General features: G+C 66.9%; 12 protein-coding genes and 5 tRNA genes. 2 read left to right on the forward strand and 15 right to left on the reverse strand.

From position 1 onward, the window contains the following. Positions 1-118 precede the first annotated feature (118 nt). Positions 119-1,420 carry a trigger factor gene (tig, locus tag AB4Y92_RS04800; RefSeq protein WP_441818607.1) on the reverse strand — a complete coding sequence of 434 codons (1,302 nt, stop codon included), beginning with the start codon at positions 1,418-1,420 and terminating at the stop codon, positions 119-121. A gap of 414 nt (positions 1,421-1,834) precedes the next feature. Next, positions 1,835-1,920 (reverse strand) — tRNA-Leu (locus AB4Y92_RS04805). A 218-nt stretch (positions 1,921-2,138) separates the two neighbouring features. Between AB4Y92_RS04805 and pip the strand changes: the two genes are divergently transcribed. Beyond that, entirely contained in the window at positions 2,139-3,092 is a 954-nt protein-coding gene (pip, locus tag AB4Y92_RS04810) for a prolyl aminopeptidase (protein ID WP_441818608.1), read from the forward strand. A gap of 68 nt (positions 3,093-3,160) precedes the next feature. On the opposite strand, the gene AB4Y92_RS04815 is transcribed toward pip, so the two are convergent. From AB4Y92_RS04815 to AB4Y92_RS04835, 5 genes are all read right to left on the reverse strand, one after another. Next, complete coding sequence (locus AB4Y92_RS04815; protein ID WP_441818609.1) at positions 3,161-4,066, reverse strand: DUF2268 domain-containing putative Zn-dependent protease; 906 nt, start codon at positions 4,064-4,066, stop codon at positions 3,161-3,163. A 428-nt stretch (positions 4,067-4,494) separates the two neighbouring features. Next, positions 4,495-4,570, reverse strand: a tRNA-Lys gene (locus tag AB4Y92_RS04820). A 55-nt stretch (positions 4,571-4,625) separates the two neighbouring features. Then, positions 4,626-4,702 (reverse strand) — tRNA-His (locus AB4Y92_RS04825). Positions 4,703-4,757: 55 nt separating this feature from the next. Then, positions 4,758-4,834 (reverse strand) — tRNA-Arg (locus tag AB4Y92_RS04830). 41 nt (positions 4,835-4,875) lie between these two features. Next, positions 4,876-4,952, reverse strand: a tRNA-Pro gene (locus AB4Y92_RS04835). A gap of 238 nt (positions 4,953-5,190) precedes the next feature. Here AB4Y92_RS04835 and AB4Y92_RS04840 point away from each other — a divergent pair. Next, positions 5,191-5,949, forward strand: a complete 759-nt coding sequence (locus tag AB4Y92_RS04840; RefSeq protein WP_441818815.1) for a Bax inhibitor-1/YccA family protein — start codon at positions 5,191-5,193, stop codon at positions 5,947-5,949. A gap of 159 nt (positions 5,950-6,108) precedes the next feature. Here AB4Y92_RS04840 and rsfS read toward each other — a convergent pair whose 3' ends face one another. The 8 genes from rsfS to AB4Y92_RS04880 all read right to left on the reverse strand — a co-directional run bounded on the left by rsfS (position 6,109) and on the right by AB4Y92_RS04880 (position 13,745). Next, complete coding sequence (rsfS, locus tag AB4Y92_RS04845) at positions 6,109-6,543, reverse strand: ribosome silencing factor (RefSeq protein WP_057943589.1); 435 nt, start codon at positions 6,541-6,543, stop codon at positions 6,109-6,111. Between the two features lie 130 nt (positions 6,544-6,673). Further along, entirely contained in the window at positions 6,674-7,330 is a 657-nt protein-coding gene (gene nadD, locus AB4Y92_RS04850) for a nicotinate-nucleotide adenylyltransferase (RefSeq protein ID WP_441818610.1), read from the reverse strand. Positions 7,331-7,343: 13 nt separating this feature from the next. Beyond that, positions 7,344-8,390, reverse strand: coding sequence for a DNA polymerase III subunit delta (gene holA, locus AB4Y92_RS04855; protein WP_441818611.1), 1,047 nt, complete (start codon positions 8,388-8,390; stop codon positions 7,344-7,346). Between the two features lie 47 nt (positions 8,391-8,437). Continuing rightward, a complete protein-coding gene (locus AB4Y92_RS04860) occupies positions 8,438-8,947 on the reverse strand; it encodes an LPS-assembly lipoprotein LptE (RefSeq protein WP_057943592.1) in 510 nt (169 codons plus the stop codon). A gap of 151 nt (positions 8,948-9,098) precedes the next feature. Next, a complete protein-coding gene (locus AB4Y92_RS04865; RefSeq protein WP_441818612.1) occupies positions 9,099-9,773 on the reverse strand; it encodes a glutathione S-transferase family protein in 675 nt (224 codons plus the stop codon). A 214-nt stretch (positions 9,774-9,987) separates the two neighbouring features. Next, positions 9,988-12,711, reverse strand: a complete 2,724-nt coding sequence (gene leuS / locus AB4Y92_RS04870; RefSeq protein WP_441818816.1) for a leucine--tRNA ligase — start codon at positions 12,709-12,711, stop codon at positions 9,988-9,990. A gap of 287 nt (positions 12,712-12,998) precedes the next feature. Next, positions 12,999-13,208, reverse strand: a complete 210-nt coding sequence (locus tag AB4Y92_RS04875; RefSeq protein WP_441818613.1) for a hypothetical protein — start codon at positions 13,206-13,208, stop codon at positions 12,999-13,001. 321 nt (positions 13,209-13,529) lie between these two features. Continuing rightward, positions 13,530-13,745 (reverse strand): hypothetical protein, encoded by a 216-nt coding sequence (locus AB4Y92_RS04880; RefSeq protein WP_441818614.1) that lies wholly within the window; start codon positions 13,743-13,745, stop codon positions 13,530-13,532. Positions 13,746-13,956 lie beyond the last annotated feature (211 nt).

Consider the following 13,956-nt stretch of genomic DNA (forward strand, 5'->3'; position numbering starts at 1 on the left):
GCGCGATTGCTAAATGTGGTCAAGCCGCTGAGCGCGCCCGATTCGGACAGCCCCATATCGGGCCGTCCGGGCCGCATACGGCGACGGCCCGCGGCCTTCGCCGCGGGCCGCGCGAAGGTCAGCTCGGGCGGATCGCTTCACTGAACGACAGCGGCTGCTCGGTGTGCTGGGCGCGCTCGGCGATCCAGTCGATCACCTGCTCTTCCATCACCCGGTTCTGCAGGCCGGCCATCAGCTGCTGGTCGTTGCGGTACAGGTCGATCACCTGCTGCGGCTCCTCGTAGGTCGAGGCGATCAGGCGCAGGGTCTCGTTGACGCGCTTGGGCTCCAGGCGCAGCTCGTTGCGGCGGGCGATCTCGCCGACCAGCAGGCCGACCAGCACGCGCTGGCGGGCGGCGTCCATGTAGTTCAGGTGGGCGTCGGCCGGCGCTTCGATCTGGCGGCCCTGGCGGCGGGCCTGCTCGACGGTCTGCCAGACCATGTCGCGGGCTTCGTTCTCGACCAGCTTCGGCGGCATTTCCACCGATTCGTAGGCCTTGACCAGCTGCTCGCCGACTTCGCGGCGCAGGCGGGTCATCAGCGCGCCCTTGAGCTCGCGCTCCAGGTTGGTGCGGATGTCGTTGCGGAACTGCTCGACATCGCCGCTCTTCACGCCGAAGCTCTTGATGAAGGCATCGTCCACGTCCGGCAGGACCGGCTCGGAGACGTGGTTGAGCTTGAGGTGCACGTTGGCTTTCTTGCCGGCGACTTCAGCGGCGCGCCAATCGGCCGGGAACTCGACTTCGGCGATCTTCTCTTCGCCGGCCTTGACGCCGACCATGGCGTCTTCCAGCGGCTTGAACATCGCGCCCGAGCCGATCTGGGTGCTGCCGTACTCGGCGCCCTCGGCCGGCAGACGCACGCCGTCCACTTCGGTCCAGGTTTCCACTTCGACCACGTCGCCTTCCTGCGCCGGACGCTCGACCGTGGTCAGGGTGCGGCGCTGCAGGCGCAGGTTTTCGATCATCGCGTCGATGTCGGTGTCGGTCACTTCCGCGGTGTGGCGGGTGATCTCCAGCTTGCCGACGTCGATGTCGCCGAAATCCGGCACGACTTCGAAGGTGGCGATGTACGAAAGCGTCTCGCCGCTTTCCACCGCCGGCTCGATGCGCGGGTTGCCCGCGATCTGCAGCTTTTCTTCACGCACGGCGTTACTGAAGCTTTCGCGCAGCATCCCATCGAGGATTTCGGCGCGGACCTGGGCGCCGAAGCGCTGCTCGATGACCTTGGTCGGCACCTTGCCCGGGCGGAAGCCCTTGATCTTGGCGCCGCGCGCGATTTCGCGCAGGCGGCCGCCGACCTGGTTTTCCAGATTCTCGGCCGGGAGGCTGAAGGTCAGTCGGCGTTCCAGCGAGCCCAGCGATTCGAGCGAAACTTGCATATCCACTCCTGCGACCACGGCACCTGCCGCAGCGACGATGTTGATGATCTTTGTCCGGCCGCCAATCCTTGCGAAGAGCTCGCCGGCCAGCGGAACTTGCTAGTTTGGCCGATAAAGGTCGCCGCTGCCAGCGCTAAAGGGCCGCAAATCCACCATGGATGGGGTTTTGCGGGCAATTCGGCGTTTTTGGGGGACGAAATCGGGGGCGGGCCGGGCCTGAGCGGGGCTGGGGGGTGCTTCCGGCTGCCGCTATCGAGCTGAATCTTGAGCTGGTGAGACGGTCGCGGGGCCGGTTCGGGCGGCGACGCAAGGCAGTCGGCGACCGGGAGGCCACCTGCCCTGTTGGTTAAGAGCACGGCCGGGGTGACCGGCCATTGCTGCATTCAAGGCGTCTGGCCTTCAGGCCGGACGCCTTGGTGCGAAAGGCGGGACTCGAACCCGCACGGGGGTTACCCGCTGGAACCTAAATCCAGTGCGTCTACCAATTCCGCCACTTTCGCATGGGCCGGCATCGTGCGATGCGGCCGACGCATTCTAGCCATGCGCCGGTAAAAAATCGCCTGCGCGCCCGATCTTCCGCAAGACGATCGCCGCTCGCGCCCTGCACCGCCGCGATGGCATCCAGTCGCCATCGCTAGCAAACAAGCAGCCACCGCATCCGGATTCTGTTCGCCGACCGCCGCGGCTATGCTCGCGCAAACCCAACGGAACCTCAGCCGTGCGCGAGCTATATCCCGAGATCGAGCCGTACCAGACCCATCGCCTCGCCGTCAGCGATCTGCACGAGTTGCACATCGAAGAATGCGGCAATCCCGACGGCCTACCGGTGGTGTTCCTGCACGGCGGCCCCGGCGCGGGCGTGTCGCCTTATCACCGCCGCTTCTTCGATCCCAAGCGCTATCGCATCGTGTTGTTCGATCAACGCGGCGCCGGCAAGTCCACGCCGCACGCCGAGCTTCGCGACAATACGACGCAGCATCTGGTCGCCGACATCGAGACCATCCGCGCGCACTTCGGCATCGAACGCTGGGTGGTGTTCGGCGGTTCGTGGGGCTCCACGCTCTCGCTCGCCTATGCTCAGGCTCATCCCGAGCGCGTGCTCGGGCTGGTGTTGCGCGGAATTTTCCTGGGCCGGCCGGGCGAGCTGCGCTGGTTCAACGAACTCGACGGCGGCGCGCGCTGGGTATTCCCGGAACGCTGGGCGCATTACCTGGCGCACATCCCGGAAGAAGAGCACGACAATCTGACCGAGGCCTATTGGCGCCGGCTCGACAGCGACGACCCGGCGGTGCGTCTGGCCGCGGCGCTGGCCTGGGGCTATTGGGAGGGCGGCAGCACCACCTTGATCCACGATCCGGAAGAACCGGGCAGTTTCGAACAACCGCACGTGGCGATCAGCGTCGCCCGCGCGGAAGCGCACTACTTTCGCCACGACATCTTCCTGGAGCCGGATCAGCTGCTTCGCGATGTCGGCCGCATCCGCCACATTCCGGCGACGATCGCGCAAGGACGCTACGACATGATCTGCCCGGTCAAGAGCGCGATCGATCTGGCCACGGCATGGCCGGAAGCGCAGCTTCGCATCGTGCTCGCGGGCCACAGCGCGGCCGACCCGGCGATCGTCGATGTGCTGGTGACCGCCACCGACGCCATGGCCGATCGCTTCGGCTGATCGGCGCCGGCCTCTCGCGCAAGACGAAACGCTGCTGAGCGAAGCCGGCTGCTCGAACGCCGGCTCGCTCAGTCCCTGCCTGCGACCGAGTCCGGCAACTGCATGCCCGGCGTCCATCCGCTCTGCGCCAGAAACGCCTTGGGATCGTCGAGCTCGATCAGGCGCTTGAGCGCGGCTTTGCGATCGTCGGCCTGAAGGTAATACGACTTCGCGATCCGGTAGCCGACCCAGTAACCCAGGTCGTAGGGGTCGTCGGAGCCCTTGCGATAGTTGAAGAACCAGTCGGACAGATCGGTGCCGTCCATTTCGCGCACGAACTTGGTTTCGATCTGCGCCTGCTTGCCGCGCGTCCATTCGGCATGGCGGGCATTGGCGACATTGCCCGAAGTGATCTGCGCGATCAGCTCGGCCACGCCTTCGGCCATCGCATGCCGCAGCACCGTGGCCCTGGGATCGCCTTTCTCGAAATCGGTGGAAACGCGCTGCTGGATGTGAGCGTATTCGTGCGCGATCACATGGACGAAGCGATCTTCCGGATTCGGATTCATGAAATCCGCCGAGCACAGCGCTTCCAGGCCGATGGTGACGCCGGCGGGATTGGTGATTCCCACCGGCCGGCCACGGCCGACCACGATGGCCACCGGCGGAAACCGGGCCTGGGGATACAGGGACGACAGCTTGCGGAACGTCGCCACGAGCCGGCGCTTGACCGCCGGCAGCGCGGTCAGGCACTGCTTGGCGTTTTCGTACATCGCAGGATCGCTGGCCAACTGCTCGGCGATGCGCTGCGCGGTGACGCGCCTGGCCGCGGCGAATTCGCTCAGGCTCTGCGTGCCCTTGGCGAGGTAGTCGTCCTGGATCTGCTCCACGGTCGGATGGCCGCCGGTGGCGTCGTACAAGGCATAGAAGCGGGTGACATCGTCGATGCGGATTTCCGGCCCGCGCTGCGGCTGCGCGTGGGCAAAAACGGGCATCGCGAGCGCTGCGAGAAGAACCATCGAGCGCAAAGGTTTCGACATGGCGTCAATCCTGGAATGAGCCCGCGCAGTGCGCCGGGGCTGGGCCGTATGAGTTCGCGCTGACATCACAGCACAGGCCCGGCCGGGTCGAGAACGTGGCATTAGTCACCCTGCCCTTTGCATGAGCGCGCGCGTTCCTGTCGATCCGGCGGCGAGCGAAAACGCGGAGCGCATAAGCGCGTGGAGCAAGCTCAGTCGACCCGCCTTCGACGTAGCCGCGGCGCGAGCGATCTGTCGAGTTCGCGCAACGCGCCATGCGCGAGCGCCGCGCGCCGCGACATGCAGCGCCGCTTGTTACGCCGGCCGCCAGGCGCCGGAAAGTCCGGCCAGTTTTTTCGAGGCAAAGAAAAAGGCCCCTGGATCGCTCCAGAGGCCTTTCAATTTGGTGGGCTGTCAAGGATTCGAACCTTGGACCTATTGATTAAGAGTCAACTGCTCTACCAACTGAGCTAACAGCCCGATAAAACCGGAGCGACACTATAACGAACTACTGCGTGCCGCACAACTAAAAATTTGGGGTGGAAGACGGGATTTGAACCCGCGACCCCCGGAATCACAATCCGGTGCTCTAACCAACTGAGCTACATCCACCATAAACACTTGCGGGGTGAAGCGACTTGCCTGAGGCGAATCTTAATACAAAACGTGGCGCGCCCGGCGGGACTCGAACCCACAACCACCGGCTTAGAAGGCCGGTGCTCTATCCGGTTGAGCTACGGGCGCCAGAGTTGAATCTTAACTGACGTCCGCCCTGATGCTATGGATGGTCGGGGCAGAGGGATTCGAACCCACGACATCCAGCTCCCAAAGCTGGCGCTCTACCAGGCTGAGCTATACCCCGAGCCGGGACTTCCGTTGCACGCCAATGCCGCGAAAGGCCGCATAGTGTGGGCGGCAGTCCGGACACTGTCAATCCTGTCCGTGCGACCGTTGCGAATCGGTTTGAACGCCGGCACAGATAGACACGTCTTGCCCGGCATGGGCCGCGCTTGCGCCGTGTATGCTTCAGCCCCAATTAGTACTCATTCTCAAGTATCGGCCGGCCCCGGCGATGCGTTTCAAAAAGGAGCACGACCATGATGCGCAGCGGCAATCCCGCATTGAAGGAATCCACCTTCCTCGACCTCGGCACCGGCAACGTGGTGCGCGGCGGCGATCAGGTGATGACCCTGAACGGTACGGTCAACAAGACCGGCTTCCTGCTCCTGCTGACGGTGCTCACCGCGTCCTTCGCCTGGAGCCAGGTGCAGATCACCGAACAGGGCGTGGTCGGCGGGGCGCCGTACCTGTGGGGCGGCATGATCGGCGGCCTGATCCTGGCCCTGGTCACCACTTTCAAGAAGACCTGGGCGCCGGTGACCGCGCCGTTGTACGCGCTGGTCGAGGGCTTCTTCCTCGGCGCTGTTTCCTCGATCTTCGAAGCGCGCTTCCCGGGCATCGTGATCCAGGCGGTGATGCTGACCTTCGGCACCTTGTTCGCGCTGCTGGCCGCCTACCGCACGGGCCTGATCAAGGCGACGGAGAACTTCAAGCTCGGCGTGGTCGCCGCCACCGGCGGCATCGCCCTGCTCTATCTGGCCTCGATCGTGCTGCGGATGTTCAACATCAACATTCCGTATATCCACGACTCGGGGATCATCGGCATCGGCTTCAGCCTGTTCGTGGTGGTGGTGGCGGCGCTTAACCTGGTGCTGGACTTCGACTTCATCGAAACCGGCGTCGAGCAAGGCGCGCCGAAGTACATGGAGTGGTACGGCGCGTTCGGCCTGATGGTCACGCTGGTGTGGCTGTACATCGAGTTCCTGCGCCTGCTGTCGAAACTGCAGTCGCGCAACTGACGGCTCGATCTGGGCAGTACGAAAAAGGGCGCCGTCGGCGCCCTTTTTCTTTGCGCGCTTGCGGCGGCGCGAAGCGCGCGGAAACCGCCCGCCGGAAACGACGACGGCGCCCGTAGGCGCCGTCGTGTATTGCCTGCGATGCGAAACGCGGCGATCGGATCAGAAGCGATCTTCGTCGTCGGTCTCGAACTTGCCTTCGTAGCCTTCCGGCGGCGGCGGCTGGTCGCCGACCGTCCACAGGCGCTCGAGCGCGTAGAACTCGCGCACGCGCGGCAGCATGACGTGCACGACCACGTCGCCGAGATCGACCAGCACCCATTCGGCCTCGCGCTCGCCTTCCACGCCCAGCGGCATGACGTCGAGATTCTTCGCGAATTTGACCACTTCGTTGGCGATCGACTTGACGTGGCGGGTCGAGGTGCCGGAGGCGACGACCATGAAATCGGTAACGCTGCTCTTGCCGCGCACATCGATTTCGACGACATCCTTGGCCTTGAGTTCTTCGACCGCAGCGTGGACCGTCTTGAGCAGGAGTTCGATCGGCGGCGGCGGGTTCGGCAGCTGGGTCTTGATGACTTGGGCTTGACTGGTCAAGAGGATGCGGCTCGTTAATACGGGAGATGTGCCGGGATTATACCGAAGGGCCATGCGACAGCGTGCGGATCGCGCGGCACAGACGCGCCGGCCCGGATCGGGCCGCCCTGAGACGGCCCGCAACGGCCGCTCAGACCACCGCTCCGCGCTGGATCGGAACCCCGTACAAACCATGGCGTTCGATGTAGGCGGCCACCGGCGCCGGCACGAACGGCTGCCAGGCCTGGCCGGCGGCGATCAGCTGGCGGACCTGGCTGGCCGATTCGGCATACAGCGGCTGATGGAGGCGATAGACCCGCCCGGCCGGCGCGCCGCGCAAGGCGTCAACTTCGGTCGTCTCGCGATTGGCTGCGATGGCCTCGACGCGCTCGTGGTCGAGCGGGCTGCCGGGACGTTCGGCGACGACAAAATGGGCCAGCTCGAACAAGGCCTGCCATTCGCGCCATTTGGGCAGGTCAAGAAAGCTGTCGGCGCCGACCAGCAGCGCCAGCGGTTGCTCAGGGCCGACTTCGGCGCGGATTTCGCGCAGGGTCTCGACGCTGTAGGACGGGCCGTCGCGGCGCAGTTCGCGGCGATCGACAACCAGATCGTGCTCGCCCGCCACGGCCAGGTCCAGCATCCGCGCGCGGTGTTCGGCGCTGGCGCCGGGCGGCGCGCGATGCGGCGGATCGGCGGCCGGCATCAGCCGCACCCGCGCGCTGAGCGCGTCGCGCGCGGCGCGGGCGATGGCCAGATGGCCGTCGTGGATCGGATCGAAGGTGCCACCGTAGAAAACGAGCAGACTCATGGCCGCACGCGGCTCAGACGGCCGAAACCGAGAGCAGGCGCAGCGCGCGCGGCTCGGCCACCGCCAGCAGCAGGCGCTCCAGCGCCACCCAGGCGTCGCCGGCTTCGCGGCCCTTGGCCATGCGATCGACCCGGCCGGCCTGGGCCAGCAGGCCTTCCCAGCGGCGCGCGTCGTGACGCTGCAGGGCGCGGCGGTACATGGGCTGCTTGGAGTCCCAGATCCGCTGCGCTTTGAATTCAGAAGCGATATTGCCGCCGCGCGCGGCGACCCGCGCCAAGGCGGCGGTGCGCTGCAATTCCATCACCACCATGCCGAGCAGGGCCGGCACCGCCTCGCCCTCGGCGCGCAGGCCGGCGAGCATGCGCGAGACTTGCGCGCCCTGCCCGTTCATGGCTGCGTCCAGCACCCGGAACACGTCGAAACGCGCGGCATCGGCGACCAGCGCCTGCATGCGCTCGACGCTCAAGGTTTCGCCGTCGGACAACAGCGCCAGCTTGTCCACTTCCTGCGCGGCGGCGAGCAGATTGCCCTCGACCCGGTCGGCCAGGCTCTGCACCGCGTCGCGATCGGCGCGCAGGCCGCGCGCGCGCAGGCGGCGTTCGATCCAGTCCGGCAGTTCGTGCGGCTTGATCGCCCAGGCCACGGCCACATGCCCGACCTTGGCCACGGTTTCGCTCCACTTGCCGCCGTGCTGCTTGCTCCATTCGCCGGCGGTGATCAGCAGGCTGACATCGCCCGGCGGATCGGCGCAGAAGTCGCTGATGACCTCGGCGCCCTCCTTGCCCGGCTTGCCGGTGGGCAGGCGCAGTTCCAGCAGGCGCCGGCTGGCGAACAGGCTGGGGGCGCGGAACGAGGCCGACATCGCGTTCCAGTCGGGTTCGCGCTGGTTGCCTTCGGCTTCGAAGATTTCGCGCTCGGCGATGCCCTGCTTGCGCGCGGACGCGCGCACCGCGTCGGCGGCTTCGAGCACGCGCAGCGGTTCCGGGCCGGCGATCAGATAGACCGGACGCAGCGCTTCCTGGTCGAGCTGGGCGAGCAGGCGCTCGGGCGTGAGTTCCATGGCGGCAGGCTAGCGCCGGCGGGACGGATGCGGCGGACGCGAGCGGCTCAACGCCGTTCGCTGACCGCGCCGACCCGGCGCAGCACCGCGGCGCTCATCTCGCGGCGCATTTCGCGCATCAGGATTTCGCGCTCGCCTTCGGTGCCGATGGCGTTGGTCGGGTTGGACACGTAGTCGCGCGACAGCTCGATGCTCTGGCGCGGGACCAGCGCCTTGCCGTCGGCCTTGCGCAGTTCGAACACCACCGCGTAGCGCAGGCTGTATTCCTGCACGCGGCCGAGTTCGTCGAGCGCGGCCGGGGTGTCGCCCCAGCGCTCGGACAGCAAGTCGAGGACGGCGACTTCGCTGGAGTCCGGCTGCGCCGGCACGGCGCCCGCGCGGGTCAGGGCCTGGGCCAGCGATTCGGCCAGCGGGCTGTAGCGGTCGGCCGAGACCACCCGCACCGGACCGAGGTCGGGCGGCAGGACCAGGGCTTGGCGCAGCTGGAATCCGCAGGCCGACAGGGTCAGCACGAGCGCGGCGAGCGACGTGCGGGTAAGAAGGGAGCGAGGCGTCATGGGCGAAGTCTGGACGAGGCGGCTGCGGGCATCAATAGGAAGACTGAACCGCGCGGGGCCCGCACGATGCGAACTGGCGCGGCGATGCGCGCGGGATCACGCAAAGGCGGCAAGGCCGGCGACCAGGCGCACAGATCGCGCGCAACGCCGGTCAGTAGCGCAGTTCGTAGCCGGCGAACAGCTCCTGCGCGCTCTGCGCGCCCGGCAGCGCCAGCAGGCGCTGGTACCAGGCCTCAAGCGCCGGCCAGCGCTGCGCCCAGGACTGCATGGCGACGCCGGCGTCCTGCGCCCAGGGCTCTTGCGTGAAGCACAGATAGCCCATGCAGGCCACATCGGCGATGGTCGGCGCCGGCCCGGCCAGCCACGGCGTCAGGCTCAGTTGCTGCTGCAGACGGTCGAGATCGGCGGTGGAGCGGCGGTCGTACCACGCCAGCACGGCCGGGTCGTAGCTGCCGAACTGGCGGCCGTAGCGCGAATGGGCGAGGTTGAGGCTGATGCGGTTGGCTTCCCACGACAGCCATTCGCGCACATGCAGGCGCTGTTCGGTGTCGGCGCCGTCGAAGCGGCGCATGCCCTCGCCCAGGGCGTCCTGGCGGGTGGCTAGGTAGTCCAGGATCACGTTGGACTGGCACAGCACCAGATCGTCGATCAGCAGCACCGGGATTTCGCCGTGCGCGGCGAGGTCGCGGAATTCCTGCGAACGCTGGTCGCGCGGGATGCGGATGTTGACGTGGCGCTGTTCGAAGTCGATGCCTAGCAGGCGCAGGGCCAGTGCGGCTTTGTAGCTGAAGCCGGAGTCGGGGTGGCAGTAGAGGATTGCGGGCATGGGGGGCTTGATCGATTGAGGTTTGGGGGTAAAGAGCAAATCCCCCCTAGCCCCCCTTTTTCAAAGGGGGGAATGCTTCGGGTGGGGGTGGTGCGAGTTGGATAGGACGTCGCCTCGGCCGCATCGTCAGCCTGCGCAACCACCGCAGCACCGTGCTTGTCTTCCCCCTTTGAAAAAGGGGGACCGAGGGGGATTTGCTTTTAAGCCCCGAAGCTTACGAAGCAACGATATTGACGATCTTCCCCGGCACCACGATCACCTTGCGCACGGTCAGCCCTTCCATGTACTTGACCACGTTCGGCTCGGCCAGCGCCAAGCGCTCGACCTCATCCTTGGGCAGATTCACCGCCACCTCGATGGTACCGCGCAGCTTGCCGTTGACCTGCACCGCCAGGGTCACCGAATCGCGCGTCAACGCCGAGGGATCGGCCTGCGGGAACGCCAGGTCTTCCAGCAGAGTCTCGCCATGCCCCAACACCTGCCACAGCGCGTGGCTGGTGTGCGGGGTGATCGGGTTGAGCAGCAGCACGATCGCCGTCAAGGCTTCCTGACGCAGCGCGCGGCCGTTGCCGCTGGCGTCGTCGAACTTGGACAAGTGATTGTGCAGCTCCATCACCGCGGCGATCGCGGTGTTGAAGCTGTGGCGATGGCCGTAATCGTTGCCGACCTTCTGGATCGCTTCGTGCAACTGCCGGCGCAGGACCTTCTGCGCGGAATCCAATGCCGCCAGATCGAGCGCCGGCGCCGCGCCGTCGGCGACGTGCTTGTGCACCGACACCCACACGCGGCGCAGGAACCGCGCCATGCCTTCGACGCCGGCTTCGTTCCACTCCAGCGACTGGTCCGGCGGCGCGGCGAACATCGAGAACAGGCGCACCGTGTCGGCGCCGAACTTGCCGACCATCAACTGCGGATCGACGCCGTTGTTCTTCGACTTGGCCATCTTCTCGATGCCGCCGATCTGCACCGGCTCGCCGTCGGCCTTGAGCACCGCGCCGGTGATGCGGCCGCGGTCGTCGCGCTTGATCTCGACATCGGCCGGGTTGATCCAGTCGAAACCGCCGTTGGGCAAGGTGCGGTAGAAGGTCTCGGCGATCACCATGCCCTGGGTCATCAGGTTGGTCGCCGGCTCATCGCTGTCGACCAGGCCCTGGTCGCGCATGAGCTTGTGATAGAAGCGGAAGTACATCAGGTGCAAGATCGCGTGTTCGATGCCGCCGATGTACTGGTCCACCGGCGTCCAGTACTTGGCGCGCTCATCCACCTGCTGGGCCGCGCCCGGCGAGGTGTAGCGGGCGTAGTACCAGCTCGACTCCATGAAGGTGTCGAAGGTGTCGGTTTCGCGCTCGGCCGCGCCGCCGCAGTTCGGGCAGGTGGTCTTGCGCCACTGCGGGTCGGCCTTGATCGGCGAGGCCACGCCGCTGAATTCCACGTCTTCCGGCAGCACCACCGGCAACTGGTCTTCCGGCACCGGCACGTCGCCGCACTTGGCGCACAGGATCACCGGGATCGGGCAGCCCCAATAACGCTGGCGGCTCACGCCCCAGTCGCGCAGACGGAAGTTGACCCGGCGGTTGCCGCGGCCTTCGGCTTCGAACCGCGCCGCCAGCGCATCGAGCGACTGCTGGAAATCCATGCCGTCGTATTCGCCCGAATTGACCAGCCAGCCGCGCTCGGTCCACGGGCCTTGCTCCTGGATCGAAGTCTGGAACTCCTCGACCACCTGCACCGCGGCGCTGGTTTCGTACACGTCCACCGACGGCGCGCTGCCCAGCGCGCTGCTCATCGGGTCCTTGTGCGTGACCATGTCGCCGGCGATTTCCGCCAGCGCGTCGCGCACCGCGTCGGGCACGATCACGGTCTTGATCGGCAGGTGATAGCGCTTGGCGAATTCCCAGTCGCGCTGATCGTGGCCGGGCACGGCCATGACCGCGCCGGTGCCGTAGTTCATCAGCACGAAGTTGGCCACGTACACCGGCACTTCTTCGCCGCTGACCGGGTGGATCGCGCGCAGGCCGGTGTCGCGGCCGCGCTTCTCCTGGGTTTCCAGTTCGGCTTCGGACACGCCGCCCTTGCGCAGCTCGGCGATGAAGGCGGCCAGATCGGCGTCGGTCTGCGCGGCATGCGCGGCCAGCGGATGCTCGGCGGCGATCGACACGAAGGTCGCGCCCATCAAGGTGTCCGGACGCGTGGTGAACACGGTCAGCGGCTGGACCGGGTTGCCGGCTTCGTCGCGCACGTCGAAGCGGATTTCCAGGCCTTCGCTGCGGCCGATCCAGTTGCGCTGCATGGTCTTGACCGCATCCGGCCAGCCCGGCAGCGTGTCCAGGCCGTCGAGCAGTTCCTGCGCGTAGTCGGTGATCTTCAGGAACCACTGCGGGATTTCGCGCTTCTCGACCAAGGCGCCGGTGCGCCAGCCGCGGCCGTCGATGACCTGCTCGTTGGCCAGCACGGTCTGATCCACCGGATCCCAGTTCACCACCGAGTTCTTGCGATAGGCCAGGCCCTGCTTCATCAGCCGCACGAACATGCGCTGCTCGTGGACGTAGTAGTCCGGCGTGCAGGTGGCGAATTCGCGCGACCAGTCGATGGCGTAGCCCATCGTCTTGAGCTGCGCCTTCATGTGGGCGATGTTGGCGTAGGTCCACTTCGCCGGCGCGGTGTTGTTCTTGATCGCGGCGTTTTCCGCCGGCAGGCCGAACGCGTCCCAGCCCATCGGCTGCAGCACGTTGAAGCCGGTCATGCGCTTGTAGCGGCTGATCACGTCGCCGATGGTGTAGTTGCGCACGTGGCCCATGTGCAGCGCACCGGAGGGGTACGGCAGCATCGACAGGCAGTAGTACTTGGGCTTGTCCGAGCGCTCATCGACCTCGAACGCGCGCGTGCCGTCCCAGAAACGTTGCGCGGCGGCTTCGATCAGGCCGGGCTCGAAGGCCAGGGGATCGTTCTGGGGGTCGTTCGGGGCGGGGGCGGCGTCGGACACAGGCAGGTAGTGGCGATGGGACAGGACCGGCAAGCCTACCGCAGCGCACAAAAGCCCGCCACGCACCGGCGCCGGTCGATGGGCGCGATTCCGCGATCCGGGCCCGCTTTGGCCCGCGATCGTGCCGCGGGGATCACGCGCGGCGAGGCTATCGGCAGGCGAAATCGCCGTGCGTTCATTCCGCGACCCGGAGCGCGGTCGGCGCTCCGGGTCGCAACGGGCGATCGCCCGGGGACCTCAACTCACACGCAAACGCGCGCGACCGGCCGGCCGGTCTTGTCGTAGATCACCTGCTCGCTCTTGCCCACCGGGCAGGGTTGGGGCAAGGGCTTGAAGATGTCGGAGCTGGCGATAACGCCGGGCGCCGACGCGGATTTACGCTCGGCCGCGTTGACGGCGAAGGACAGAACGCAGGCGGCCACGATCAGGGCCGGACAGATCAACTTGCTCATAAAAGAATCGACTCGCTGTGGCGAACCGGACAGACGTGGCGATGGCCTGGAACCCCCGGTCCGTAATGGCTCCCTGCCGGCGCCCACCTTGCGCAGCCCCGGCCGCGCTGGCAACCGCCCGCAACCGCCGCGGCGAGGTTTTTTGGCCAACCCGGTTACGGAATCGGGATCGCGCCTGGCCGGCGGCGCTTGGGCCGCCGACCATACGCCGGCGTTTCAGGCCGGCGGCCGTTGGCGGGCAAGGCCGCGACAGCCCAACCGCCCGGCCGGTCACTGGTTGTTGGAGCAACTCCAGTCGATGCCGAGGCAGTTGGAAGGCAATTACAGCGGCGTCGGCTCGCGGTCGCGCGTGCAGACCCAGACGATCCTGCCGTCCGCGCCGGTCGCCGGCAGCGCGGTCTCGCCGGCGGGACACACCACCGGCGGCTGGCGGTTGGCGCGATCGGTGCCGTTATTGCCTTCGCCGCCTTCGCCGGCCGCGAAAGCGCAGGTGCTGCACAACGCGAACAGCGCTGCGATGAGGAATCGGGTTTTCATGCGTGGCTCCTTGATCGAATCGGGTGCGGACATCCGCGGATTCGGGCCGAAAGCGAGCGCGCAACCGCGCTCGCCCCGCCCTGCGGCAAGACTCGGGATTCGCGCGGGATCCGGCTCATGCCGCGCCGTCATCGCCCGATAGCGGCCCTCGCCGCCGCGGCGCGCACGCCGACTAGTACGTTAGTCACGTTGACCCGTCGCCGGCCCGGCT

The sequence above is a fragment of the Lysobacter sp. TAB13 genome, assembly GCF_052113885.1.
Classification (GTDB): Bacteria; Pseudomonadota; Gammaproteobacteria; order Xanthomonadales; family Xanthomonadaceae; genus Lysobacter; species Lysobacter gummosus.